Genomic DNA, 24,284 nt, shown 5'->3' with positions numbered 1-24,284 from the left:
GGAATGCACTTCGATACCGCCACTCGCCAGCGCTGGATGCGCGCGCTGGCTTACAGCAACGCCGACGCGCTTAACGTGAAAATGCAGGCGCTGAAACTCACGCCGGAATATGAACTGATTCGCGCCCCGGAAACCGGGCTGATGCAGATTCAGGCCCGCATGGGCGGCACCGGCAACCGCTTTTTCGCCGGAGATACCACGCTGACCCGTGCGGTGGTGCGTCTTAAGAGCGGCACGCTGGGCTACAGCTACCTGCTGGGGCGCAACAAACACCACGCCGAGCAGTGTGCCGTCATCGACGCGCTGTTGCAGGAGCACACTCACTTCCAGACCTTAATGGAAACCTTAATTGCCCCGCTGGAGGCGGAACGCGACGCACACATTACCGCTCGCCGCGCCGAAGTAAACGCCAGCCGGGTCGACTTCTTTACGCTGGTACGCGGAGATAACGCATGACCCTACAAACCGCCTTTACCCTGCCCGTTCAGGACGCGCAACAGAGTTTTCGTCGCCTGCTGAAGGCGATGAGCGAGCCGGGGGTGATTGTCGCCCTGCATCAACTGAAACACGGCTGGCAGCCGCTGAATCTGGCCACCACCAGCGTATTGCTCACTCTGGTCGACGGCGACACCCCGGTATGGCTCGCGCCGTCCATCAACAACGACATTGCCAGTCAGAACCTGCGCTTTCACACCAGCGCGCCGCTGGTTGAACAGCCGCAGCAGGCCGCTTTTGCCGTCGCCGATGAACGCATCAGCAGCGAGCAGCTAAACGCCCTTTCCGCCGGAAGCGCCGTCGCGCCGGAAACCAGCGCCACCCTGATCGTCCAGGTCGCCAGCCTGAGCGGTGGACGTATGCTGCGCCTGACCGGGGCGGGTATCGCCGAAGAACGCATGATTGCCCCGCAACTGCCGGAGTGCCTCATCCATGAACTGACTGAGCGCCCGCACCCGTTCCCGCTGGGGGTCGATCTCATCCTCACCTGCGGCGAGCGACTGCTGGCGATTCCGCGAACCACCCATGTGGAGGTGTGCTGATGTACGTAGCCGTCAAAGGGGGCGAAAAGGCGATAGCCAACGCCCACGCGTTGCAGGAAAACCGACGCCGGGGCGACGACACCCTCGCCGAGCTGAGCGTGGCGCAAGTCGAGCAACAGTTGAACCTGGCCGTGGATCGCGTGATGACCGAAGGAGGCATCGCCGACCGCGAACTGGCCGCGCTCGCCTTAAAACAGGCCAGCGGCGATAACATCGAAGCCATCTTCCTGCTGCGCGCGTACCGCACCACGCTGGCAAAGCTGGCGGTCAGTGAGCCGCTGAACACCGCAGAGATGCGTTTAGAGCGCCGTATCTCCGCCGTCTACAAGGATATTCCCGGCGGGCAGCTGCTGGGGCCGACCTACGATTACACCCATCGCCTGCTCGATTTTACCCTGCTGGCGAACGGCGAAACGCCGCCGTTGCGTACCGCTGACGCCATGCAGGACGCCGCGCCGCACGTTTTTTCTCTGCTGGCGAACCAGGGGCTGGCAAAGCGTGAAGAAGACAGCGGCGCCGTGCCGGATGACATCACCCGCACGCCGCCAGTTTACCCTTGTTCGCGCTCCTCACGCCTGCAACAGCTGATGCGCGGCGACGAAGGGTATCTGCTGGCGCTGGCGTATTCCACGCAACGCGGCTACGGGCGCAACCACCCGTTTGCCGGTGAGATCCGCAGCGGCTACGTCGGGCTGGAAACGGTGCCGGAGGAGCTGGGATTTGCCGTGAACGTCGGCGAACTGCTGATGACGGAATGCGAAATGGTCAACGGCTTTGTCGCACCGGAAAACGACGCGCCGCACTTTACCCGCGGCTACGGACTGGTGTTCGGCATGAGCGAACGTAAAGCAATGGCGATGGCGCTGGTGGAAAGAGCCCTACAGGCACCCGAATACGATGAAACGGTCACGGGACCGGCGCAGGACGAAGAGTTCGTGCTGGCGCATGCGGATAACGTCGAGGCGGCGGGTTTTGTTTCGCACCTCAAACTCCCCCACTACGTCGATTTCCAGGCTGAACTGGAACTGCTCAAACGCCTGCAACAGGAGGCCGCCCGTGACGACTAACCTCTCCGGCTACAACTTTGCTTATCTCGACGAGCAAACCAAACGCATGATCCGCCGCGCTATTTTAAAAGCGGTGGCGATCCCCGGTTATCAGGTGCCGTTCGGCGGGCGTGAAATGCCGATGCCCTACGGCTGGGGAACGGGCGGCATTCAGCTTACCGCCAGCGTGATTGGCGAGCCGGACATTCTGAAAGTGATCGACCAGGGGGCGGATGACACCACCAACGCCGTGTCGATCCGCAATTTCTTTAAGCGCGTGACCGGCGTGAACACCACCGAACGCACCGAAGACGCGACGCTGATCCAGACCCGTCACCGGATCCCGGAAACGCCGCTGACCGAAGATCAGATCATTATCTTCCAGGTGCCGATCCCTGAACCACTGCGTTTTATCGAACCGCGCGAAACCGAAACCCGCACCATGCACGCGCTGGAAGAGTACGGCGTCATGCAGGTGAAGCTGTACGAAGATATCGCCCGCTTCGGCCATATCGCCACCACCTACGCCTACCCGGTGAAGGTCAATGACCGCTACGTCATGGACCCGTCGCCGATCCCGAAATTCGACAACCCGAAGATGAATATGATGCCCGCGCTGCAACTGTTCGGCGCGGGGCGCGAAAAACGCATCTATGCCGTGCCGCCCTGGACCCGCGTGGAAAGCCTCGATTTCGACGATCACCCGTTCACCGTACAAACCTGGGATGAGCCCTGCGCCATCTGCGGTTCAACGCACAGCTATCTCGACGAAGTGGTGCTGGATGACACCGGCAAACGGATGTTTGTCTGCTCCGACACCGATTATTGCCGCCAACAGAGCGAGGCACTCAGCAAATGACGCAACCGCTGCTTTCAGTCAATAACCTGACCCATCTCTACGCGCCGGGCAAAGGCTTCAGCGATGTTTCTTTTGACCTGTGGCCTGGTGAAGTGCTGGGCATTGTCGGGGAGTCCGGTTCCGGCAAAACCACCCTGCTGAAATCCATCTCCTCGCGCCTGACGCCGCAGTCCGGCGACATTTTGTACCAGAACCGTTCACTGTACGGCATGAGCGAAGCCGACCGCCGCCGCCTGCTGCGCACGGAATGGGGCGTGGTGCATCAGCATCCGATGGACGGACTGCGCCGCCAGGTCTCGGCGGGCGGCAATATCGGCGAACGCCTGATGGCCACCGGCGCGCGTCACTATGGTGAAATTCGCGCCACGGCGAAGCGCTGGCTGGAGGAGGTGGAAATTCCGGCCTCGCGCATCGACGACCTGCCGACCACCTTTTCCGGCGGGATGCAGCAGCGTTTGCAGATCGCCCGCAACCTGGTCACTCACCCGAAGCTGGTGTTTATGGACGAACCCACCGGCGGGCTGGACGTTTCCGTACAGGCAAAGCTGCTGGACCTGCTGCGCGGCCTGGTGGTGGAACTGGATCTGGCAGTGGTGATTGTCACCCACGATTTGGGCGTGGCGCGCCTGTTAGCAGACCGTCTGCTGGTGATGAAGCAGGGTCAGGTGGTGGAAAGTGGATTAACCGACCGCGTGCTCGACGATCCACACCACCCTTATACCCAGTTGCTGGTGTCGTCGGTATTGCAGAACTGATTTTTTGTTTTGCCGGGTGGCACTTCGCTTACCCGGCCTACAAAAAGCGCACCTGTAGGCCGGATAAGGCGAAGCCGCCATCCGGCAATCAGAATTAAGAGGCCAAAATGATTCGCGTAGAAAACGTCAGTAAAACCTTTGTGCTGCACCAGCAAAATGGCGTGCGCCTGCCGGTGCTGCAAAACGCCTCTCTGGAGGTACAAAACGGTGAATGCGTGGTGCTGCACGGCCACTCCGGGAGCGGTAAATCGACGCTGTTGCGCTCGCTATATGCCAACTATCTGCCGGACGAAGGGCACATCCACATTCGTCATAGCGATGAGTGGATCGATCTGGTGCAGGCCCCGGCGCGCAAGGTGCTGGAAGTGCGTCGTTCGACGATCGGCTGGGTGAGCCAGTTTCTGCGCGTGATCCCCCGGATCTCCGCGCTGGATGTGGTGATGCAGCCGCTGCTGGATCTGGGCGTCGCCCGCGAAACGTGCGCCGCGAAAGCCGCGAACCTGCTGACGCGCCTGAACGTCCCGGAACGGCTATGGCATCTCGCGCCCTCCACCTTTTCCGGCGGCGAGCAGCAGCGCGTGAATATCGCGCGCGGGTTTATCGTCGATTACCCGATCCTGCTGCTTGATGAACCCACCGCCTCACTGGACGCCAAAAACAGCGCCGCCGTGGTCGCGCTGATTGAAGAAGCCAAAGCGCGCGGCGCGGCGATTGTCGGCATTTTTCACGATCAAACCGTACGCGATCGCGTAGCGGATCGTTTGCATCTGATGGGAACCACATCATGATTATCAACAACGTAAAGCTGGTGCTGGAAGACGAAGTGGTGCAGGGATCGCTGGAAATGCAGGATGGGATTATCCGCGCCTTTGCGGAAAGTCAGAGCCGTCACCCCGAGGCGCTGGATGGCGAAGGCGGCTGGCTGCTGCCGGGTTTAATTGAGCTGCATACCGATAATCTCGACAAATTCTTCACCCCGCGCCCGAAGGTGGACTGGCCCGCCCATTCCGCCATGAGCAGCCACGACGCGCTGATGGTCGCCAGCGGTATCACCACAGTGCTGGATGCCGTTGCGATTGGCGATGTCCGCGACGGCGGCGATCGCCTGGAAAATCTGGAAAAGATGATCAATGCCGTCGAAGAGACGCAGAAACGCGGCGTTAACCGCGCCGAACACCGTCTGCATCTGCGCTGTGAATTGCCCCATCACACCACCCTGCCGCTGTTCGAAAAGCTGGTGGATCGCGAGCCGGTAACGCTGGTCTCGCTGATGGATCACTCGCCGGGTCAGCGCCAGTTCGCTAACCGCGAGAAGTACCGTGAATACTATCAGGGCAAATATTCACTCAATGATGAGCAGATGGCCCACTACGAAGAGGAACAGCTTCAGCTTGCGGCGCGCTGGTCGCAGCCGAACCGCGCCGCCATCGCGCAGATGTGCCGCGAACGTCATCTCGCGCTGGCGAGCCACGATGACGCAACGCCCGATCATGTGCTGGAATCGCATCAGCTTGGCAGCGTGATCGCCGAATTTCCCACCACGTTCGAGGCGGCAGAGGCGTCACGCAAGCATGGGATGAACGTACTGATGGGCGCGCCCAACATCGTGCGCGGCGGTTCGCACTCCGGCAACGTGGCGGCGCATAAGCTGGCAGAAATGGGGTTGCTGGATATCCTCTCCTCCGACTATTACCCCGCCAGCCTGCTCGACGCGGCATTCCGCGTGGCGGACGACGAGGCCAACACATTTACGCTGCCGCAGGCAATGCGCCTGGTGACACGCAACCCGGCGCGCACGCTGAATCTCGACGATCGCGGCATCATCGCCGAAGGCAGGCGCGCCGACCTGGTGCTGGCGCACCGTAAAGGCGATCACATTCATATCGATCACGTCTGGCGTCAGGGTAAAAGGGTGTTCTGACTATGGGAAAACTGATCTGGCTGATGGGGCCGTCCGGCTCCGGTAAGGACAGTTTGCTGGCGGCGCTCCGCCAGCGGGAACATACGCAGTTGCTGGTTGCGCACCGCTATATCACGCGTGCGGCTAACGCGGGCAACGAGAACCATATTGCGCTGAGCGAGCAGGAGTTTTTCACTCGGGCAGGGCAAAATTTACTGGCGCTGAGCTGGCACGCTAATGGCCTGTACTATGGCGTTGGCGTGGAGATCGATCTGTGGCTGCACGCCGGTTTTGACGTGGTGGTTAACGGCTCACGCGCCCATCTGCCGCAGGCGCAGGCCCGCTACGGCAAAGCGCTGCTGCCCATCTGTTTACAGGTCTCTCCCGATATTTTGCGCCAGCGTCTACAGGCGCGCGGGCGTGAAAGCGAAACCGAGATTGCCGCTCGCCTGGCGCGTGCGGCCCGTTACGCCCCTTTTAACTGTCATATCCTCAATAATGACGGAAGTTTGCTACAGTCAGTCGATACCTTGTTAACGTTAATGGGCCGCCAGGAGAAAAGCCATGCCTGTCTGTGAACTACGCCGGGCCACGCCGGACGATACCGACGCGGTGTATCAACTGATCTGCGAACTGAAACAAGCGGAGTTCGATCGCCAGGCCTTTCGCGCCGGGTTTGCCTCAAATTTGCAGGATCGCACGATACGCTACCAGCTGGCGCTGCGCGACGGGCAGGTTGTCGGGATGATCGGCCTGCATATGCAGTACCACCTGCATCACGCTAACTGGATCGGGGAGATCCAGGAACTGGTGGTGATGCCGCAGGCGCGAGGTCTGAAAGTCGGCAGCCGGTTGCTGGCATGGGCGGAAGAAGAAGCCCGCCAGGCCGGCGCGGAGATGACGGAGCTGTCCACCAGCGTGAAACGCCATGATGCGCACCGGTTTTATCTGCGTGAAGGGTATGCGCAAAGCCATTTTCGTTTTACCAAAGCGCTTTGAGGTGACTAATGAGCCTGACGATTACGCTTACAGGAACCGGCGGCGCACAGGGCGTGCCAGCATACGGCTGCGATTGTCTCGCCTGCCGTCGGGCACGCTTACAGGAGCAGTATCGCCGCCGCCCCTGTAGCGGCGTCGTCAAATTCAATGACGCGGTAACGCTGCTTGATGCGGGCCTGCACGATCTTACCGATCGCTGGCCCGCCGGATCTTTTCAGCAGTTTCTGCTCACGCATTATCATATGGATCATGTTCAGGGGCTGTTCCCCCTGCGCTGGGGCGTGGGCGCCGCAATTCCGGTTTATGGTCCGCCGGATGAACAGGGCTGCGACGATCTGTTTAAACATCCCGGCATCCTTGATTTCAGCCACACCGTCGAACCATTTGTGGTCTTCGATCTCCAGGGATTACAGGTAACGCCGCTGCCGCTTAACCATTCAAAACTGACGTTTGGCTATCTGCTGGAATCTGCGCACAGCCGCGTCGCGTGGCTGTCGGACACCGCAGCGCTGCCGGACAAGACAGTAAAATTTCTGCTGAATAACCAGCCGCAGACGATCGTCATCGACTGTAGTCACGCGCCACGCGCGGAAGCACCGCGTAATCACTGCGATGTAAACACGGTTATCGCGCTCAATGAGGTGATTCACTGCCCACGGGTCATTCTCACCCACATCAGCCACTCGTTCGACGTATGGCTGATGGATAACCCCCTGCCGGGCGGTATTGAAGCCGGATATGACGGGATGGAGATTGTGCTGGAGTAGCCTTACGCCGGATGGCGGCGCATTGCGCCTTATCCGGCCTACGATTGCCGCGCGGTTAACGATCGTACTCGTCTTCCATTCTGCGCTCTTCATCTTCCAGCTGACGACGTTCCTGATCGAGCTGGCGTTGGCGATCGTCCAACTGGCGACGCCGATCTTCAAACTGACGGCGTCTGTCGTCATATTGTCTGCGGCGATCGTCGCTCATCTGGCGCTGCCACTCTTCATCACGGCGGTCATCCTCATAATCCCGCCCGTTGTCAGATTTATACGCGTCATTGATCGCCTGCTGAATATTACCGATGGTGTCATCAACAATATCGGCATGCGCAGGAAGCGTCGTCAGCGACAACAGGCCCAGAGCAATGAGCGTAGAATAGCGTTTCATAAAACCAGCCTCGCAGAGATCTTCCCCTCACGGTAGCGAATGGCCTGTTCGACGTGTAGCGGAGGAATCTCATTTGCCCTGCTGTTCTATCGCCATAATCGCCTCCACGCGCTTTTGATGGCGCCCCCCTTCAAACCCCGCATCCAACCAGGCATCCACGATCATTTTTGCCAGCTCCAGCCCAACAACCCGCGAGCCAAAAGCCAGCACGTTGGTATCATTATGCTGGCGCGAAAGCTGTGCCGAATAGGGTTCGCTGCAAACGACGGCGCGGACTCCGGCGAACTTGTTTGCCGTTATCGAAATCCCCACACCGGTGCCACACACCAGAATACCGCCATCAACCTCGCCAGAGACAACGGCTTGTGCCACCTCGCTGGCATAATGCGGGTAATCCGTGCGCTCCGGCGACCAGGTTCCCTTATCAATCACCGTAATACCGCGCTGGGTTAAGTGCGTCAAAATATCCTGTTTCAGGATAAAACCAACGTGATCACAGCCAAATGCAATCTTTTTCATACTCATTCTCGCCCCGACCAAACTTTACGAATAAAAAATATTTGTGATTTAAATGAATTTAAAAGAACAATAAATCGACAGAAAGACGCTGTATGGGCCTGTTCTACACACCTCCGTTCGGCAAAGCAAGAGCGATAAATACCCGACCTTGATGCTTACACAGGCTGCGCCTGAACAAGTCAAAACTATAATTCATTGTTTTATATTGACTTATTTTCATTCCGTATTTTTATCAACGTTATTAAATTCACAAAATGACAAACTTTATAAATTTAACTATTTTGTGAAGTAGTCAGCATCTTTTCTGTTCCTGCTGTGGTGATATAGTGGCGTCTTCATTTCAAGGACAAGAGAACGTAATGAGTCAGTCAGAATTTGATTCAGGGCTTCCAAACGGCATCGGGCTTGCGCCTTACCTGCGCATGAAGCAGGAAGGCATGACGGAGAACGAGAGCCGTATCGTCGAGTGGTTACTCAAGCCGGGTAATCTCAGTAGCGCGCCAGCCATTAAAGATGTCGCAGAGGCGCTGGCGGTATCTGAAGCCATGATTGTTAAGGTATCGAAACTGCTGGGTTTCAGCGGGTTTCGCAACTTACGCAGCGCGCTGGAAGACTATTTTTCTCAGTCTGAGCAGGTATTGCCTGCCGAACTGGCCTTTGATGAAGCGCCGCAGGATGTGGTGAATAAGGTATTCAACATTACCTTACGCACCATTATGGAAGGTCAGTCAATCGTCAACGTGGATGAGATTCATCGCGCCGCACGCTTCTTTTATCAGGCGAAGCAGCGTGATTTGTATGGCGCTGGCGGGTCGAATGCCATCTGCGCGGACGTACAGCATAAGTTCTTACGCATCGGCGTGCGCTGCCAGACTTACCCGGACGCGCACATCATGATGATGTCCGCATCGCTATTAAAAGAAGGCGATGTCGTGTTGGTGGTGACCCATTCCGGGCGCACCAGTGATGTAAAAGCCGCGGTTGAACTGGCGAAAAAGAATGGTGCCAAAATTATCTGTATCACCCACAGCTACCATTCACCTATCGCCAAATTGGCTGACTATATTATTTGTTCGCCAGCACCAGAAACACCGTTATTAGGGCGTAATGCTTCCGCACGCATATTACAACTCACTCTACTGGATGCATTTTTTGTTTCCGTCGCCCAACTGAATATCGAACAGGCAACCATTAATATGCAAAAAACTGGCGCAATTGTTGATTTCTTTTCACCAGGCGCGCTGAAATAAAATGCTCGTTGCTCTCATTTTCGGGAGCAACACCCTACACTGAGAATACTGCTATGAATAAATATCTGAAATATTTCAGCGGTGCGGCTATGGGCTTAATGTTGTCCACCAGCGCATTTGCCGCCGCCGAATATGCCGTAGTATTAAAAACATTATCCAATCCATTCTGGGTGGATATGAAAAAAGGTATTGAAGATGAAGCAAAAACGCTGGGTGTCAGCGTCGATATTTTTGCCTCGCCTTCGGAAGGCGACTTTCAGTCTCAGTTGCAGCTATTCGAAGATCTCAGCAATAAAAATTACAAAGGTATCGCCTTTGCGCCATTATCCTCAGTAAACCTGGTGATGCCCGTCGCCCGCGCGTGGAAGAAAGGGATTTATCTGGTCAATCTCGATGAAAAAATCGATATGGATAACCTGAAAAAAGCGGGCGGTAACGTCGAAGGGTTTGTCACCACCGATAACGTCGCCGTGGGCGCCAAAGGCGCGGAGTTCATTATTGAGAAACTGGGCGCCGAGGGCGGTGAAGTCGCCATTATTGAAGGTAAAGCCGGTAACGCCTCCGGCGAGGCGCGTCGCAATGGCGCAACCGAGGCTTTCAAAAAGGCAAGCCAAATCAAGTTGGTCGCCAGCCAACCCGCAGACTGGGACCGAATCAAAGCGTTAGACGTTGCCACCAACGTTCTGCAACGCAACCCGAATATCAAAGCGATTTATTGCGCTAACGACACCATGGCAATGGGCGTCGCCCAGGCCGTGGCTAACGCCGGGAAAAGCGGAAAAGTGCTGGTAGTGGGTACAGACGGTATCCCGGAAGCCCGCAAAATGGTGGAGGCCGGACAGATGACGGCGACAATCGCTCAGAACCCTGCGGATATCGGCGCGACAGGGCTCAGGCTGATGGTTGATGCCGCGAAATCAGGCAACGTGATCCCGCTGGATAAAGCGCCGGAATTTAAGCTGGTCGATTCCATCCTGGTCGCAAAGTAAGTCCGTAAATAGGCCGGATGGCGACGCGAAAGCCTCTTATCCGGCCGACCCGAACGTAGGCCTGATAAGCGTAGCGCCATCAGGCAATGGCACTGATTTAGTCAATATTTTTCTTACACAAAATCATTCGAGATGCATCGAGGCGGCAACTGAGTAAATCCCCAGGAGCTTACATAAGTAAGTGACTGGGGTGAGCGAAGGTAGCCAACAAAGAGACAGCTTGAAGGATGAAGTGTAAAAGAGGTTAATTATGGTCACGCCATATATCTCGATGGCGGGGATCGGCAAATCCTTTGGTCCGGTTCACGCATTAAAATCGGTTGATTTAACGGTTTATCCTTATGAAATACACGCATTATTAGGAGAAAATGGCGCCGGTAAATCAACGTTGATGAAGGTTCTGTCGGGAATACATGAACCGACCAAAGGCACCATTACGATTAATAACGTTAATTACGACAAGCTGGATCATAAATTAGCGGCACAACTCGGCATCGGCATTATTTATCAGGAACTCAGCGTGATTGATGAATTAACCGTGCTGGAGAATTTATATATTGGTCGTCATCTGACGAAAAAAGTCTGTGGCGTCAATATGATTGACTGGAAAGAGATGCGCGTACGAGCCGCCATGATGTTGCTGCGCGTCGGTTTAAAAGTCGATTTAGACGAAAAGGTGGCGAACTTATCCATCAGCCATAAGCAAATGCTGGAAATCGCCAAGACGCTGATGCTCAACGCCAAAGTGATCATCATGGACGAACCCACCTCCTCGCTCACCAATAAAGAGGTGGACTACCTGTTTCTGATCATGAACCAGCTACGCAAAGAGGGCACCGCCATCGTCTACATCTCGCATAAGCTGGCGGAAATTCGCCGCATCTGCGACCGCTATACGGTGATGAAAGACGGCAGCAGCGTTTGCAGCGGGATGGTGAGCGACGTCAGCAACGACGATATCGTCCGCCTGATGGTTGGCCGCGAACTGCAAAACCGCTTTAACGCCATGAAAGAGAGCACCGGCAACATCGAGCGCGATACGGTATTCGAGGTGAAAAACGTCACCAGCCGCGACAAGAAAAAGGTTCGCGATATCTCCTTTAGCGTCAGCCGGGGCGAAATTTTAGGCTTCGCCGGACTGGTCGGCTCCGGGCGCACCGAGCTGATGGATTGCCTGTTCGGCGTCGATAAACGCGCAAGCGGCGAGATCCGTCTGAACGGGAAAACCATCTCCCCGCGCTCACCCCTGGATGCGGTGAAAAAAGGGATGGCTTACATCACCGAAAGCCGCCGGGATAACGGCTTCTTCCCCAATTTCTCTATCGCCCAGAACATGGCGATCGGCCGCAGCCTGAAAAGCGGCGGCTTTAAGGGGGCGATGGGCCTGTTCCACGAAGGCGACGAGCAGCGTACCGCCGAAGCGCAGCGCGAACTGCTGGCGCTGAAGTGTCATTCCGTTAACCAGAACATCACCGAACTCTCCGGCGGAAACCAGCAGAAAGTGCTGATTTCCAAATGGTTGTGCTGTAGCCCGGAGGTGATCATTTTCGACGAGCCGACCCGTGGTATCGACGTCGGTGCGAAAGCCGAAATTTATAAAGTGATGCGCCAGTTGGCGGACGACGGAAAAGTCATCCTGATGGTGTCATCTGAACTTCCTGAAATTATCGCCGTCTGCGACCGCATCGCCGTGTTCTGCGAAGGACGACTGACGCAAATCCTGACCAATCGCGATGACATGAGCGAAGAGGAGATTATGGCATGGGCATTACCACAAGAGTAAAAGGTGACGTGAACGGGAAGAAACCGTTCAACTTTGCGCTGTTCTGGGATAAATACGGCACCTTCTTCATTCTGGCGATTATCGTCGCCATCTTCGGTTCGCTGTCGTCAGAATATTTTCTGACCACCAACAACATCACCCAGATTTTTGTTCAGAGTTCGGTAACGGTGCTGATCGGCATGGGTGAATTTTTTGCCATCCTGGTCGCCGGTATCGACCTGTCCGTCGGGGCGATTCTGGCGCTGTCCGGGATGGTGACGGCCAAACTGATGCTGGCAGGCGTCGATCCGTTCTTTGCGGCGCTGATTGGCGGCGTGCTGGTCGGCGGTGCGCTGGGGGCGATTAACGGCTGCCTGGTGAACTGGACCGGCCTGCATCCGTTCATTATCACCCTTGGCACTAACGCGATTTTCCGTGGTATCACGCTGGTGATTTCTGACGCCAACTCGGTATACGGCTTCTCATTCGACTTCGTGAACTTCTTCGCCGCCAGCGTGTTAGGTGTTCCCGTGCCGGTCATCTTCTCGCTGATTGTCGCGGTGATCCTCTGGTTCCTCACTACTCGGATGCGGCTTGGGCGCAACATCTACGCGCTCGGCGGCAACAAAAACTCGGCGTTCTATTCCGGGATTGACGTGAAGTTTCACATCCTGGTGGTGTTTATCATCTCCGGCATTTGCGCGGGACTGGCGGGCGTGGTTTCTACTGCGCGACTCGGCGCCGCAGAACCCTTAGCCGGAATGGGGTTTGAAACCTACGCCATCGCCAGCGCCATCATTGGCGGCACCAGCTTCTTCGGCGGCAAGGGGCGCATCTTCTCGGTGGTGATTGGCGGCTTAATCATCGGCACCATCAACAACGGCCTGAATATTTTGCAGGTACAAACCTATTACCAACTGGTGGTGATGGGCGGATTAATTATCGCGGCTGTCGCCCTTGACCGTCTTATCAGTAAGTAAGGAATGGATCATGAAAATCTCTCCCTCTTTAATGTGTATGGATCTGCTGAAGTTTAAAGAACAGATCGAATTTATCGACAGCCATGCAGACTATTTTCATATTGATATTATGGACGGCCACTTTGTGCCGAATCTGACGCTGTCCCCCTTCTTCGTCAGCCAGGTCAAGAAACTGGCGAGCAAACCTCTTGATTGTCATCTGATGGTGACGCGTCCGCAGGATTATATTGGTCAACTGGCGCGCGCCGGTGCGAATTTCATCACGCTGCACCCGGAAACCATCAACGGTCAGGCGTTCCGTCTGATTGACGAAATCCGCCGCCACGGTATGAAAGTGGGCTTGATTCTCAACCCGGAAACACCGGTTGAGGCGATGAAATACTATATCCATAAGGCTGATAAAGTGACGGTGATGACCGTCGATCCCGGCTTTGCCGGGCAACCGTTCATCCCGGAAATGCTGGATAAAATCGCCGAGCTGAAAGCCTGGCGCGAGCGTGAAGGGCTGCATTACGAAATTGAAGTGGATGGTTCCTGCAATCAGGCCACCTACGAAAAATTGATGGCGGCAGGCGCGGATGTCTTTATCGTCGGCACCTCCGGGCTGTTTAACCACGCGGAGAATATCGACGACGCATGGCAAGTAATGACGGCGCAGATCCTGACGGCGAAAAACGAGGTACTGCCTCATGCAAAAACAGCATAGCGTTGTGGCGGGTGTGGATATGGGGGCAACCCATATCCGTTTTTGCCTGCAAACGGCAAGCGGTGAGACTCTGCACTGTGAGAAACAGCGTACGGCGGAGGTGATCGCGCCCGGCGTGGTGGCCGGTATTGCACAGATGATTAGCGAACAGATCGCACGCTACGAGGCGCGCTGCCGTGGTCTGGTGATGGGATTTCCGGCGCTGGTCGGCAAAGACAACCGCACCATCATTTCGACACCCAATTTGCCGCTGCAACCTGAAGAAGTGCATGACCTCGCGGGAAAACTGGAGGATGCGCTGGGCTGCCCGGTCGCGTTTTCCCGCGACGTTAACTTACAGCTGTCGTATGACGTCGTGGAAAACCATCTCACACAGCAGCAGGTGCTGGCCGCCTACCTCGGCACGGGAATGGGCTTCGCGGTGTGGATGAACGGCGCGCCCTGGACCGGAGCGCATGGCGTGGCGGGCGAACTGGGGCACATTCCCCAGGGCGACATGACGCAGACCTGTGCCTGCGGCAATCCAGGTTGCCTCGAAACGGTCTGTTCCGGGCTGGCGCTGAAACGCTGGTACGAACAACAGCCACGGGATTTCGCGCTGGACGCACTGTTTGTCCACGCCGGAGAGGCGCCATTCGTCCAGGCGCTGCTGGAAAGCGCCGCCCGCGCGATTGCCACCAGCATAAATCTGTTCGATCCCGATGCGGTGATTTTGGGCGGCGGCGTGATGGATATGCAGGCTTTCCCGCGCGAACAATTAATTACCCTGATCCAAAAATACCTGCGCCGACCGTTGCCGTATCAGGCCGTACGTTTTATTGCCGCCTCGTCCTCCGCGTTTAACGGCGCGCAGGGCGCGGCAACGCTGGCGCGCTGCCGTTTTCTGTCGTCGCGGTGATATCGCGACGCTTATCAGGCCTGCACATGCGCCGCCCGCAGCGCCTGCGCGAGCTGCGCCCGGGTAAACGGTTTACGCAGCAGCGCCACATCCGGTAGCGCGGGGTTATGCGCCGGGCGTAAATCCTGCCCGCTGATAAGCAGCAGCGTCAGGCGGGGATAATGCTTGCGGGCATGGTTGATCACCTCCACACCGCTCAGACTGCCTGGCAGCATTAAGTCGCTGATAAGAACATCAATCTCGCCGGATGACGCCAGCATCTGCATCGCCTGCTCGCCGTTGGCGGCCTCCAGCGTCAGATACCCCAGCAGATGCAGTTGCTCGCACAACGTCTGACGAACATCCGCCTCATCTTCCAGTACCAGCACCAGTTTCTCGTCGCTGGCGGTACTTTGCACCGCAACCGGCTCCAGGTTTGCCACCGCAGGCGCGATGGCGCGGGGAAGCTGCAATCTGACCGTCGTCCCCTGCCCCGGCGCGCTCTCAATTTCGACACGACCGCCTGACTGGCGCACAAAGCCGTAAACCATCGATAACCCAAGCCCGCTGCCGCTGCCAGTCTGTTTGGTGGTGAAGAACGGCTCGAACACCTGCGCTTTCACCTCCTGCGACATACCGCAACCGTGATCGATCACCTCCAGCGCCACCATATCCTGACGACGTCCGTCACTGCGCGTAACCCGCTGATTCCAGGTGCGGATTTTGATCGTCCCTGTCTGCCCTTCCATCGCATCGCGGGCGTTCATCACCAGGTTGATGATCGCGTTCTCCAGTTGACTGACGTCTATCCATGCGGCCCAGGCGGGCGACTGGGCTTCTATCTCCAGCGTCAGCGTGGCCGGTAGCGAGTGACGCATCAGTTCGCTCAGGTTTTCCAGCAGCGTTTTCAGTTCCACCGAGTGCGGGTGCAGCGACTGTTTACGGGAGAATGCCAGCAGGCGTTGCGTCAGCAGCGCCCCGCGCTCGGCGGCCTTCAGCGCGCGGGTAATGCGCGGCGCATCCGGCGAGTCGGGGCTGACCAGCTCCAGACTGCCGATAATCACCGCCAGCAGGTTGTTAAAATCATGCGCCAGCCCGCCCGTCAGTTGCCCTACCGCTTTCAGTTTCTGGCTGTGCAGCAGCGCCTCTTCCAGCCCCTGACGCTCCGTTCGGTCGATCTCCATCTGGGAGGTCTTTTCTTTCAGCAGGCGGGAGGTGCGCTCCAGCGACGCCGTATTGCGGGCAAAAACGTTAAACGCGCGCGCCAGTTCCCCCAGCTCGTCCCGCCGCTGCAAGGCGGGGACGCTGACATCCGATTCGCCGTGCGCCAGCCGGGTCATGGCGCGCGAAATCGCCGTCAGGTTAGAACCGAGGTTGCGGTAGATATACCACCCGGCAAAGCCGGTAATCACCACCGCCAGCAGGGCGAAGGTCATGATAAACAACGCGCCGGAGCGCAATTCCTGATGGCTTTGCGCCACCCGCTGTTCTGAGATGATCGCCACCTGCGCCGCATACTGATTGATGTCGCTGTTTAAAATCGCCACCAGCGCTTTGATGTGGAACATGTACCAGCTGATGGCCAGGTCGCTTTGCTCCAGCGCCGCCGAGAGCGGTTCAAGTTTGCGTAACTCCTGGTTAAAGTCAGACAGAATCACGTTCACCAGCGGATCGGCATGTTGCTCAGGCAGGTCGCGCATCACGCCATCCAGCTGTTTAATGACGGCGCGCGGCGTCGGCGTTTCGATGGCGGCGCTAATCAGGCGATCCATTTGACTGAACAACGCCGCATCCTGCGCCGCATCAAGCTGTTGCAGATGCCGCAAGTAACTCTGATTCTGATACAGCGAACTCAGCAGCGTATTACGTTCCAGATGCCGCCGCTGCCCGCGCTGCAACATGCCCGCCACGCTGGTCTGCAACTCGTTGCTGCGTTGAATAATGCGGGCCACCAGCCCCGGTTCCTGCTGTGCCAGCGGAGCGGTCGCCAGCTGTTCGAGTGAATGCCTGAGCGCCCGCTGAGTCTCCTGCAACCGCTCCGCTTCGCCCTTGTACTCCAGCGCGCCAACCACCTGCGACAGCCGCACCGCCGCCGTCGCCACGTTCGCCGTATCGCGCGCCAGGTTCATACTGCCGGTCATGTCATCGACGGTTTGCTGCTGCACCTGCTCCTGTATTTGACTCGCATGCTGAAAGCCCAGCACCGCCACGCCGCTCACCATCAGCGTCACCGCCACTACCAGCAGATTAAAAAACAGCAGTCGCCCGCGCGCACTGGCGAAAAAGTGACGTCTGTGCTGCGGCATATCACGCTCCATGAAGAAAAATCGCAATATGACAAATATGAACGGCTTCTGACATTTTGCATTTACTTTCCTGTGATGGAGTGCTGATATCGCTAACCCCGCAGGAGATCCGCCATGAGCAGGACACCGGTTCTGGAGATGCGCAATATTGCCAAAGCGTTTGGCAAATTTTACGCGCTGAAAGGGGTCGATCTGACGGTATACCCCGGTGAAATCCACGCGCTGATGGGCGAAAACGGCGCCGGTAAAAGCACCCTGATGAAGATTCTCGCCGGTGCGTATACCGCCACCAGCGGCGAGATTCTGATCGACGGTCAGCCCTTTCATATTCGTGGGCCGAAAGATGCCCTGAGCGCAGGCATCACTCTGATTTATCAGGAGATGCAGCTTGCGCCTAACCTTACCGTCGCCGAAAATATTTTCCTCGGCAGCGAACTGTCGCGCGGCGGCATCGTGCAGCGTAAAGAGATGGTGTTGCAGGCGCAAAAGGTCATCGACCGGCTCGGCGCGCAGTTTAAAGCCAGCGATCGGGTAATGCGGCTGACCATCGCCGAACAGCAGCAGGTGGAGATCGCCCGCGCCCTGCATCGCAACAGCCGTATCCTGGTGATGGATGAACCTACCGCCGCCCTCTCATCTCGTGAAACCCACCGTCTGTTTGAGCTGATCATGCGCCTTCGCGATGAAGGGATGGCGGTTATCTATATCAGCCACCGTATGGCGGAGGTGTATGAGCTGTCCGATCGCGTCAGCGTCCTACGCGACGGACAGTACGTGGGCAGCCTCACCCGCGACAAACTCAACGCGTCCGAACTGGTGCGCATGATGGTGGGGCGTCCGTTAAGCGACCTGTTCAACAAAGAACGCGACATCCCGCTCGGTAAACCGCGTCTGAACGTTCATCACCTTACCGACGGCGGTAAAGTGCAGCCGTGCAGCCTGCTGGTACGTTCCGGCGAAATCGTCGGCCTGGCCGGGCTGGTCGGCGCCGGGCGTTCCGAACTGGCGCACCTGATTTTCGGCGTGCGTAAAGCCACCGGCGGGATGATCGAGGTGGATGGCGAGCCGGTGGTGATCCACTCCCCGCGTGAGGCCATTGAGCACGGTATTGGCTACCTCACCGAAAACCGCAAAGAACAAGGGTTGTTTTTAGAACTGGCGGCGGCGGAGAACATTACGATGGCGACGCTGGAGCGCGACGCCAACTGGGGGATGCTGAACCGTAAAAAAGCCCAAAGCATCTCCGATGACGCCATTCAGTTGCTCAACATTCGCGTGCCGCATGCCCAGGTTCGCGCCGGAGGTTTGTCCGGCGGCAATCAGCAAAAGCTTCTGATCTCACGCTGGGTCGCCATCGGCCCGCGCATTCTGATTCTGGACGAACCGACGCGCGGTGTGGATGTCGGCGCGAAAAGCGAGATCTATCGCATCATGAACGAAATGGCACGTAAGGGCGTGGCGATCCTGATGATCTCCAGTGAATTACCGGAAATCGTCGGCATGAGCGATCGCGTCTACGTCATGCATGAAGGCAGCATTGCCGGGGAATTGCACAGCCAGGACATCACACAGGAAAACATCATGCGGCTGGCGACCGGCGTAAACGACTCCCACCTTGAGGCGGTGAAATCATGAATAACCCAACCACTCCCCAGCAGGTGGCGAAGTCCGCCTCCGCAAAAAAGATGTTGATGAGCGATCTTATGCAAACGGTCGGTATTTTACCGATTTTAGTGCTGATCGTGGCGGTATTTGGCTTTATCGCACCTAACTTTTTCACTGAAAGCAACCTGCTGAACATCACCCGCCAGGCGTCGATCAACATCGTGCTAGCAGCGGGGATGACGTTCATCATTCTGACTGGCGGCATCGACCTCTCCGTGGGGTCGATTCTCGGCACCACCGCCGTGGCGGCGATGGTGGTCTCTCTGATACCCGAGTTCGCCATGCTGTCGATTCCGGCGGCGCTGATGCTCGGCCTGGGGCTGGGGCTGATTAACGGCGCGCTGGTGGCCTTCGCCGGGCTGCCGCCCTTTATTGTCACGCTCGGCACCTATACGGCGCTGCGCGGCGCGGCCTACCTGCTGGCGGACGGCACCACGGTGATCAACTCCAACATCAGCTTCGAGTGGATTGGCAATAACTATCTTGGCCCGATTCCGTGGCTGGTGGTTATCGCCCTCGCGGTGATCGTGCTGTGCTGGTTCATTCTGCGCCGCACCACGCTGGGCGTACATATTTATGCCGTGGGCGGCAACATGCAGGCGGCGCGTTTAACCGGCATCAAAGTGTGGCTGGTGCTGCTGTTTGTGTACGGCATGAGCGGCCTGCTCTCCGGGCTGGGCGGAGTAATGAGCGCCTCGCGTCTCTACAGCGCCAACGGCAACTTAGGCATGGGGTATGAGCTGGACGCCATCGCGGCGGTGATCCTCGGCGGCACCAGTTTTGTCGGCGGGATCGGCACGATCACCGGCACGCTGGTGGGCGCGCTGATCATCGCCACCCTGAATAACGGCATGACGCTGATGGGCGTCTCTTACTTCTGGCAACTGGTGATCAAAGGGGCGGTGATCATCATAGCGGTGCTGATCGACAAATACCGTACCCGACACCATCAAAGTGCATAGACAAGCTTGCCGGATGGCGGCGCAGGCCTGCCCGTTCGCAGGCCGGATAAGCGCAGCGCCATCAGGCTTATAACAACAATACCCTACGTGAGGAAAAGAGTATGCGTTTGAAACCATTAGTGACCGCGCTCTGTGCTGGCGCGTTACTGGCCGCATCGCCGTTTGTACAGGCCAAAGAACTGAAATCCATCGGCGTGACGGTGGGCGATCTTGCCAACCCGTTCTTCGTGCAGATAACAAAAGGGGCGGAGCTGGAAGCACGCAAACTGGCCGGTGATGGCGTAAAAGTGACGCTGGTCTCCAGCGGCTACGATCTGGGTCAGCAGGTTTCGCAGATCGACAACTTTATTGCCGCGAAGGTGGATATGATCATCCTTAACGCCGCAGATTCAAAAGGGATCGGCCCGGCGGTGAAACGGGCGAAAGACGCCGGGATCGTGGTGGTCGCGGTTGACGTGGCTGCCGAAGGCGCAGACGCCACCATCACCTCTGATAACACCCAGGCGGGCGAAATGGCCTGTAAATACATTACCGATCGTCTGAAAGGCAAAGGCAATGTGGTGATCATCAACGGGCCGCCGGTTTCCGCCGTGCAGAACCGTGTCGAGGGCTGCCAGACCGAGTTCAAACGCCACCCGGATATCAAGGTGCTCTCCTGGAACCAGAATGCCAAAGGCAGTCGCGAAGGCGGGCTGGAAGTGATGACCGCCCTGCTGGCTGCGAATCCGAAGATCGACGGCGTATTTGCGATCAACGATCCGACGGCGATCGGCGCCGATCTGGCGGCAAAACAGGCACAGCGCAATGAGTTCTTTATCGTCGGTGTGGATGGTTCGCCCGATGGCGAAGAGGCGCTGAAGCGTGAAAATTCCCTGTTTGTAGCGACCCCCGCACAAGATCCGCAGGTGATGGCGGCAAAAGCGGTGGAGATCGGCTATGACATTCTACAGGGCAAACCGGCGCCTGGTGAACCTGTACTGATTCCGGTGACGATGATCGATAAAAACAACATCGGCAGCTACAAGGGCTGGACGGTGAAATAACGGAAAGCGGCCTCTGCGTAGGCCCGATAAGCGCAGCGCCATCAGGCAGTAAACTCATGCCGGATGGCGGCAAAAATGCCTTATCTGGCCTACAAGGCTACATCACAATAAGGAGAATTCTTTCAATGAAACGCTCCGAAATAAACGAAATTCTCGGCCACACGCGGCAATTCTTTTCCATGCATGACGTCCACCTGCCGCCTTTCGCCAGCTTTGCCCCATCGCAATGGCGTCAGCTTGATGCCGCCTGGAGCGAAGTATTCGATCTCAGGCTCGGCTGGGATGTTACCGCGTTCGGCGGGACAGATTTTGCCGCTCAGGGACTGACGCTGTTTACCCTGCGCAACGGCTCGCCCAAAGGTATGCCTTATGAGAAATGCTACGCGGAAAAAATCATGCATGTGCGCGACGCGCAGGTTACGCCGATGCATTTCCACTGGCGCAAGCGTGAAGACATTATCAATCGCGGCGGCGGTAATTTAATCGTTGAGCTGTGGAACGCCGACTCCCGGGACCAGACCGACAATACCGACGTCACCATTGTGATAGACGGCTGTCGACAGACCCATGCGGCAGGCAGCCAGCTGCGCCTTTCGCCAGGAGAAAGCATTTGCCTGACGCCGGGCCTGTATCACAGCTTCTGGGCGGAAAAAGGGTTTGGCGACGTGCTGGTCGGCGAAGTTTCTTCCGTCAATGACGATGACCATGACAACCATTTTCTCCAGCCGATCGCCCGCTATAACGACATTGAAGAAGATGAACCGGCGCAACTGGTGTTGTGTAACGAGTACCGCCTGTTCTGCTGAACAAGGAGCACATTATGCCGTTGATTTCTCTTGCCGATGGACTCGACCATGCCCGCAAGCATCGCTATGCGCTGGGGGCGTTTAACGTTCTGGATTCCCATTTTTTACGCGCGCTGTTCGCCGCCGCCAGGCAGGAACGCTCGCCGTTTATCATTAACATTGCCGAAGTCCATTTTAAGTATGTTTCGCTGGACTCGCTGGTCGAAGCGGTAAAATTCGAAGCCGCCCGACACGATATTCCGGTGGTGCTTAACCTCGACCACGGGCTGCATTTTGAATCCGTGGTGCGGGCGTTACGTCTGGGCTTCAGCTCGGTAATGTTTGATGGTTCCACGCTGGAGTATGAGGAAAACATCCGCCAGACCCGGGAAGTGGTGAAGATGTGCCACGCCGTTGGCGTGTCGGTAGAGGCGGAACTTGGCGCGGTTGGCGGCGATGAGGGCGGTGCGCTGTATGGTCATGCCGACGAATCGCTGTTTACCGATCCGCAGCTGGCGCGCGATTTTGTTGACCGCACCGGTATTGATGCCCTGGCCGTCGCCATCGGCAACGCTCACGGCAAATATAAAGGCGAGCCCAAACTCGATTTCCCACGTCTGGACGCCATTCGCCAGCAAACGGCGCTACCGCTGGTGCTGCACGGCGGTTCCGGCATCAGCGATGAGGATTTTCGTCGCGCCATTACGCTGGGCATTCACAAAATCAATTTCTACACCGGTATGTCGCAGGCTGCGCTGGCGGCGGTGGAATCACGGATGACTAACCGCCAGCCGCTGTATGATGAGTTCGCCGAACTGCTGCTGGGCATTGAAGAAGCGATTACCGATACGGTATCGGAACAGATGCGCATTTTTGGCAGCGCGGGGCAGATCTGATGGAACGTAAAGGCATTATCGCGGCGGGCAATATGCTGGTCGACCATGTGCACCAAATCGTACAGTGGCCGGAGCGCGGCTGGCTGGCGGAGATCACCCATAGCGAACGTTCGACGGGCGGCGCGCCGCTTAATGTCCTGCTGACGCTGGCAAAGATGCACACCGGACTGCCGTTGCAGGCTGTGGGATTAATCGGCCAGGACGCCGACGGAGACTACATTATGGCGATGCTGGAGCAGTATCACGTCAATCGCCAGCATGTCCAGCGCACCACGTTTGCCCCCACGTCGATGTCGCAGGTGATGACCGATCCCAGCGGGCAGCGCACCTTTTTCCACTCCCCCGGCGCTAACCGTCTGTTGGATCTGCCTGCGTTCGATGAGCTTGATGCCTCGATGAAGATTTTCCACCTGGGCTATCTGCTGCTGCTCGACAGTCTGGATATGCCGGATGATGACTACGGCACCCGCAGCGCACGGCTGATGGCGCAGATGCATGAGGAGGGCTTTGAGACTTCGCTGGATCTGGTGTCCCGCAAAGGCGATCCGCGCTATCAGCCGCTGGTTTTGCCCGCGCTACGCCATCTGGATTATCTGGTGATCAACGAGCTGGAGGCCGGGGAGTTCAGCGGTCTGGAGATCCGCCAGCCCAACGGCGAACCGCATATTCCGCACATCGCCGCAGCCGCCCGCGAATTGCTGGATGCAGGCGTCCGCCAGCGGGTGGTGATTCATTGCCCGGAAGGCGCCTGGGGCGAAACGCCGGATCAGCCTGGCGTCTGGATACCGTCGCAAAAGCTGGAGCAGAGGGAGATTGTCGGTAGCGTTGGTGCGGAAGATGCGTTCTGCGCCGGTTTTTTGTATGGCTGCCACGAAGTATGGCCGCTGGCCGAGAGCATTAAGCTGGCGCACGCCTGCGCGCGGGTCAGCCTGTTGTGCGCCAATGCAATTGATGGCGCGAAAACGCTTGAGGAGTTGCGAACGCTTTTGTAGCCAGTTCGCCTGATGGCGCTGCGCTTATCAGGCCTACAAATACGCCGCCATCCGGCAACTGCGCCTGATTACGCGGCTTTATCGTGGTGCTGCACATCGGCGGCAAAAACATACCCAAGGCCGCGCAGGGTTTTGATCAACGTCGGCTGATGCGGATTGATTTCAATTTTGCGGCGCAGACGCATAATCAACACATCAATGGTGCGATCAAACACCTCAACGCTGTCGCTGTGCGTTAATTCCAGCAACTGCTCACGGCTGAGCACCCGACGGGCGTTTTGCGCCAGCGCCAGCAGCAAACTGTATTCCCCCTGGGTGAGATCCACCGCCTGCTGCTGCGGATTGTGCAACTGACAGCGCGCGGTATCCAGATGCCAGCCATTGAAAGAGAGGCCGGACGTCTGCACGCTTCCGCCTTCGGCGATCAGCACGCCAACCCGACGGAGTACGGCTTTCATTCGCGCCACCACCACGCGCGGGTTAAACGGTTTGCTGATGTAATCATCAGCGCCCATCTCCAGCCCGACCACCACATCCGACTCGCTCCCCAGCCCCGTGAGCATCACCACCGGCAGCGTAGGCCTGATCTTCTGTACCTGCTGCAACACCATCAAACCGTTCGTGTCGGGCAGCATCATATCCAGCAACACCAGCGCAATCTCCGGCTGGGTTTCGACGCACGCCAGCGCAGCCTGCCCGGTATGGCAGACCGTCACCGCAAAAACGTGCTCGTTCAGGACATCCTGCAACAATGCGCAGACCGCCGCGTCATCATCCACGACCAGTATGGCTGGTTTCATC

The 24,284-nt window shown here is 57.5% G+C and carries 26 protein-coding genes; 22 read left to right on the top strand and 4 right to left on the bottom strand.

Annotation, left to right across the window (positions count from 1 at the left end; genetic code table 11):
• The first annotated feature begins 3 nt into the window (after positions 1–3).
• The 10 genes from phnG to phnP all read left to right on the top strand — a co-directional run bounded on the left by phnG (position 4) and on the right by phnP (position 7,363).
• On the top strand, positions 4–456 hold the full coding sequence (phnG, locus tag OGX80_RS12305) for a phosphonate C-P lyase system protein PhnG (protein ID WP_012134541.1): 453 nt from the start codon (positions 4–6) through the stop codon (positions 454–456).
• On the top strand, positions 453–1,037 hold the full coding sequence (gene phnH / locus OGX80_RS12300; RefSeq protein ID WP_012134542.1) for a phosphonate C-P lyase system protein PhnH: 585 nt from the start codon (positions 453–455) through the stop codon (positions 1,035–1,037). Before phnG ends, phnH begins: the two co-directional genes overlap by 4 nt.
• The gene (locus OGX80_RS12295; protein ID WP_115182200.1) at positions 1,037–2,104 is read left to right on the top strand and encodes a carbon-phosphorus lyase complex subunit; all 1,068 of its coding nucleotides are present in this window, start codon (positions 1,037–1,039) and stop codon (positions 2,102–2,104) included. Before phnH ends, OGX80_RS12295 begins: the two co-directional genes overlap by 1 nt.
• Before the next feature lie 46 nt (positions 2,105–2,150).
• A complete protein-coding gene (phnJ, locus tag OGX80_RS12290) occupies positions 2,151–2,942 on the top strand; it encodes an alpha-D-ribose 1-methylphosphonate 5-phosphate C-P-lyase PhnJ (protein WP_174234025.1) in 792 nt (263 codons plus the stop codon).
• Positions 2,939–3,697, top strand: a complete 759-nt coding sequence (gene phnK, locus OGX80_RS12285) for a phosphonate C-P lyase system protein PhnK (protein WP_047459591.1) — start codon at positions 2,939–2,941, stop codon at positions 3,695–3,697. Before phnJ ends, phnK begins: the two co-directional genes overlap by 4 nt.
• Positions 3,698–3,804: 107 nt before the next feature.
• Positions 3,805–4,485: a phosphonate C-P lyase system protein PhnL gene (gene phnL, locus OGX80_RS12280; protein WP_047459594.1), complete on the top strand. Its 681-nt coding sequence runs from the start codon at positions 3,805–3,807 to the stop codon at positions 4,483–4,485.
• Positions 4,482–5,618: an alpha-D-ribose 1-methylphosphonate 5-triphosphate diphosphatase gene (gene phnM, locus OGX80_RS12275; protein WP_233644219.1), complete on the top strand. Its 1,137-nt coding sequence runs from the start codon at positions 4,482–4,484 to the stop codon at positions 5,616–5,618. The genes phnL and phnM overlap by 4 nt, the downstream gene beginning before the upstream one ends.
• 2 nt (positions 5,619–5,620) lie before the next feature.
• The gene (phnN, locus tag OGX80_RS12270) at positions 5,621–6,175 is read left to right on the top strand and encodes a ribose 1,5-bisphosphokinase (protein WP_012134548.1); all 555 of its coding nucleotides are present in this window, start codon (positions 5,621–5,623) and stop codon (positions 6,173–6,175) included.
• A complete protein-coding gene (gene phnO, locus OGX80_RS12265) occupies positions 6,162–6,596 on the top strand; it encodes an aminoalkylphosphonate N-acetyltransferase (RefSeq protein WP_012134549.1) in 435 nt (144 codons plus the stop codon). Before phnN ends, phnO begins: the two co-directional genes overlap by 14 nt.
• Positions 6,597–6,604: 8 nt before the next feature.
• Complete coding sequence (gene phnP / locus OGX80_RS12260) at positions 6,605–7,363, top strand: phosphonate metabolism protein PhnP (RefSeq protein ID WP_049011829.1); 759 nt, start codon at positions 6,605–6,607, stop codon at positions 7,361–7,363.
• Between the two features lie 55 nt (positions 7,364–7,418).
• Here the strand turns inward: phnP and yjdP are convergent, their stop codons facing one another.
• On the bottom strand, positions 7,419–7,751 hold the full coding sequence (yjdP, locus tag OGX80_RS12255) for a DDRRRQL repeat protein YjdP (protein ID WP_012134552.1): 333 nt from the start codon (positions 7,749–7,751) through the stop codon (positions 7,419–7,421).
• Between the two features lie 69 nt (positions 7,752–7,820).
• Positions 7,821–8,270 (bottom strand): bifunctional allose-6-phosphate isomerase/ribose-5-phosphate isomerase RpiB, encoded by a 450-nt coding sequence (rpiB, locus tag OGX80_RS12250; RefSeq protein WP_024130821.1) that lies wholly within the window; start codon positions 8,268–8,270, stop codon positions 7,821–7,823.
• 359 nt (positions 8,271–8,629) lie between these two features.
• Here rpiB and OGX80_RS12245 point away from each other — a divergent pair, with 359 nt between their 5' ends.
• From OGX80_RS12245 to alsK, 6 genes are all read left to right on the top strand, one after another.
• Positions 8,630–9,520, top strand: a complete 891-nt coding sequence (locus OGX80_RS12245; protein WP_012134556.1) for a MurR/RpiR family transcriptional regulator — start codon at positions 8,630–8,632, stop codon at positions 9,518–9,520.
• Between the two features lie 53 nt (positions 9,521–9,573).
• Positions 9,574–10,509 (top strand): D-allose transporter substrate-binding protein, encoded by a 936-nt coding sequence (gene alsB, locus OGX80_RS12240; protein WP_012134557.1) that lies wholly within the window; start codon positions 9,574–9,576, stop codon positions 10,507–10,509.
• A gap of 250 nt (positions 10,510–10,759) precedes the next feature.
• Positions 10,760–12,292, top strand: coding sequence for a D-allose ABC transporter ATP-binding protein AlsA (gene alsA, locus OGX80_RS12235; protein ID WP_012134558.1), 1,533 nt, complete (start codon positions 10,760–10,762; stop codon positions 12,290–12,292).
• Positions 12,271–13,251 carry a D-allose ABC transporter permease gene (gene alsC / locus OGX80_RS12230; RefSeq protein ID WP_012134559.1) on the top strand — a complete coding sequence of 327 codons (981 nt, stop codon included), beginning with the start codon at positions 12,271–12,273 and terminating at the stop codon, positions 13,249–13,251. The genes alsA and alsC overlap by 22 nt, the downstream gene beginning before the upstream one ends.
• A 10-nt stretch (positions 13,252–13,261) precedes the next feature.
• Positions 13,262–13,957, top strand: a complete 696-nt coding sequence (alsE, locus tag OGX80_RS12225) for a D-allulose-6-phosphate 3-epimerase (protein WP_114848693.1) — start codon at positions 13,262–13,264, stop codon at positions 13,955–13,957.
• On the top strand, positions 13,941–14,855 hold the full coding sequence (alsK, locus tag OGX80_RS12220) for an allose kinase (RefSeq protein ID WP_049011255.1): 915 nt from the start codon (positions 13,941–13,943) through the stop codon (positions 14,853–14,855). Before alsE ends, alsK begins: the two co-directional genes overlap by 17 nt.
• A 14-nt stretch (positions 14,856–14,869) precedes the next feature.
• Here alsK and OGX80_RS12215 read toward each other — a convergent pair whose 3' ends face one another.
• Positions 14,870–17,140, bottom strand: a complete 2,271-nt coding sequence (locus tag OGX80_RS12215) for a hybrid sensor histidine kinase/response regulator (protein WP_114848694.1) — start codon at positions 17,138–17,140, stop codon at positions 14,870–14,872.
• Between the two features lie 114 nt (positions 17,141–17,254).
• Between OGX80_RS12215 and OGX80_RS12210 the strand changes: the two genes are divergently transcribed.
• From OGX80_RS12210 to OGX80_RS12185, 6 genes are all read left to right on the top strand, one after another.
• Positions 17,255–18,775: a sugar ABC transporter ATP-binding protein gene (locus OGX80_RS12210; RefSeq protein WP_012134564.1), complete on the top strand. Its 1,521-nt coding sequence runs from the start codon at positions 17,255–17,257 to the stop codon at positions 18,773–18,775.
• A complete protein-coding gene (locus OGX80_RS12205) occupies positions 18,772–19,767 on the top strand; it encodes an ABC transporter permease subunit (protein WP_047459617.1) in 996 nt (331 codons plus the stop codon). Before OGX80_RS12210 ends, OGX80_RS12205 begins: the two co-directional genes overlap by 4 nt.
• A 101-nt stretch (positions 19,768–19,868) precedes the next feature.
• Entirely contained in the window at positions 19,869–20,810 is a 942-nt protein-coding gene (locus OGX80_RS12200; protein WP_012134567.1) for an ABC transporter substrate-binding protein, read from the top strand.
• Positions 20,811–20,935: 125 nt separating this feature from the next.
• Complete coding sequence (locus OGX80_RS12195; protein ID WP_024130824.1) at positions 20,936–21,616, top strand: D-lyxose/D-mannose isomerase; 681 nt, start codon at positions 20,936–20,938, stop codon at positions 21,614–21,616.
• Positions 21,617–21,630: 14 nt separating this feature from the next.
• Entirely contained in the window at positions 21,631–22,491 is an 861-nt protein-coding gene (locus tag OGX80_RS12190) for a ketose 1,6-bisphosphate aldolase (RefSeq protein ID WP_012134569.1), read from the top strand.
• Entirely contained in the window at positions 22,488–23,483 is a 996-nt protein-coding gene (locus tag OGX80_RS12185; RefSeq protein WP_286471336.1) for a carbohydrate kinase family protein, read from the top strand. Before OGX80_RS12190 ends, OGX80_RS12185 begins: the two co-directional genes overlap by 4 nt.
• Positions 23,484–23,551: 68 nt before the next feature.
• Here the strand turns inward: OGX80_RS12185 and OGX80_RS12180 are convergent, their stop codons facing one another.
• Complete coding sequence (locus OGX80_RS12180; RefSeq protein ID WP_012134571.1) at positions 23,552–24,283, bottom strand: response regulator transcription factor; 732 nt, start codon at positions 24,281–24,283, stop codon at positions 23,552–23,554.
• Between the last annotated feature and the right edge of the window lies 1 nt (position 24,284).

It is taken from the genome of Citrobacter sp. CK194 (assembly GCF_030333395.1).
Taxonomy (GTDB): domain Bacteria; phylum Pseudomonadota; class Gammaproteobacteria; order Enterobacterales; family Enterobacteriaceae; genus Citrobacter_B; species Citrobacter_B koseri.
Note: the sequence above shows the minus strand (reverse complement) of the source record. Positions and strands in the feature narration are given on the sequence as shown.

Excerpts from the sequence above, each read along its gene's own strand:
- phnG (WP_012134541.1), top strand. The coding sequence starts at position 4 with ATGCACTTCGATACCGCCACTCGCCAGCGCTGGATGCGCGCGCTGGCT.
- phnH (WP_012134542.1), top strand. The coding sequence starts at position 453 with ATGACCCTACAAACCGCCTTTACCCTGCCCGTTCAGGACGCGCAACAG.
- OGX80_RS12295 (WP_115182200.1), top strand. The coding sequence starts at position 1,037 with ATGTACGTAGCCGTCAAAGGGGGCGAAAAGGCGATAGCCAACGCCCAC.
- phnJ (WP_174234025.1), top strand. The coding sequence starts at position 2,151 with ATGATCCGCCGCGCTATTTTAAAAGCGGTGGCGATCCCCGGTTATCAG.
- phnK (WP_047459591.1), top strand. The coding sequence starts at position 2,939 with ATGACGCAACCGCTGCTTTCAGTCAATAACCTGACCCATCTCTACGCG.
- phnL (WP_047459594.1), top strand. The coding sequence starts at position 3,805 with ATGATTCGCGTAGAAAACGTCAGTAAAACCTTTGTGCTGCACCAGCAA.
- phnM (WP_233644219.1), top strand. The coding sequence starts at position 4,482 with ATGATTATCAACAACGTAAAGCTGGTGCTGGAAGACGAAGTGGTGCAG.
- phnN (WP_012134548.1), top strand. The coding sequence starts at position 5,621 with ATGGGAAAACTGATCTGGCTGATGGGGCCGTCCGGCTCCGGTAAGGAC.
- phnO (WP_012134549.1), top strand. The coding sequence starts at position 6,162 with ATGCCTGTCTGTGAACTACGCCGGGCCACGCCGGACGATACCGACGCG.
- phnP (WP_049011829.1), top strand. The coding sequence starts at position 6,605 with ATGAGCCTGACGATTACGCTTACAGGAACCGGCGGCGCACAGGGCGTG.
- yjdP (WP_012134552.1), bottom strand. The coding sequence starts at position 7,751 with ATGAAACGCTATTCTACGCTCATTGCTCTGGGCCTGTTGTCGCTGACG.
- rpiB (WP_024130821.1), bottom strand. The coding sequence starts at position 8,270 with ATGAAAAAGATTGCATTTGGCTGTGATCACGTTGGTTTTATCCTGAAA.
- OGX80_RS12245 (WP_012134556.1), top strand. The coding sequence starts at position 8,630 with ATGAGTCAGTCAGAATTTGATTCAGGGCTTCCAAACGGCATCGGGCTT.
- alsB (WP_012134557.1), top strand. The coding sequence starts at position 9,574 with ATGAATAAATATCTGAAATATTTCAGCGGTGCGGCTATGGGCTTAATG.
- alsA (WP_012134558.1), top strand. The coding sequence starts at position 10,760 with ATGGTCACGCCATATATCTCGATGGCGGGGATCGGCAAATCCTTTGGT.
- alsC (WP_012134559.1), top strand. The coding sequence starts at position 12,271 with ATGGGCATTACCACAAGAGTAAAAGGTGACGTGAACGGGAAGAAACCG.
- alsE (WP_114848693.1), top strand. The coding sequence starts at position 13,262 with ATGAAAATCTCTCCCTCTTTAATGTGTATGGATCTGCTGAAGTTTAAA.
- alsK (WP_049011255.1), top strand. The coding sequence starts at position 13,941 with ATGCAAAAACAGCATAGCGTTGTGGCGGGTGTGGATATGGGGGCAACC.
- OGX80_RS12215 (WP_114848694.1), bottom strand. The coding sequence starts at position 17,140 with ATGCCGCAGCACAGACGTCACTTTTTCGCCAGTGCGCGCGGGCGACTG.
- OGX80_RS12210 (WP_012134564.1), top strand. The coding sequence starts at position 17,255 with ATGAGCAGGACACCGGTTCTGGAGATGCGCAATATTGCCAAAGCGTTT.
- OGX80_RS12205 (WP_047459617.1), top strand. The coding sequence starts at position 18,772 with ATGAATAACCCAACCACTCCCCAGCAGGTGGCGAAGTCCGCCTCCGCA.
- OGX80_RS12200 (WP_012134567.1), top strand. The coding sequence starts at position 19,869 with ATGCGTTTGAAACCATTAGTGACCGCGCTCTGTGCTGGCGCGTTACTG.
- OGX80_RS12195 (WP_024130824.1), top strand. The coding sequence starts at position 20,936 with ATGAAACGCTCCGAAATAAACGAAATTCTCGGCCACACGCGGCAATTC.
- OGX80_RS12190 (WP_012134569.1), top strand. The coding sequence starts at position 21,631 with ATGCCGTTGATTTCTCTTGCCGATGGACTCGACCATGCCCGCAAGCAT.
- OGX80_RS12180 (WP_012134571.1), bottom strand. The coding sequence starts at position 24,283 with ATGAAACCAGCCATACTGGTCGTGGATGATGACGCGGCGGTCTGCGCA.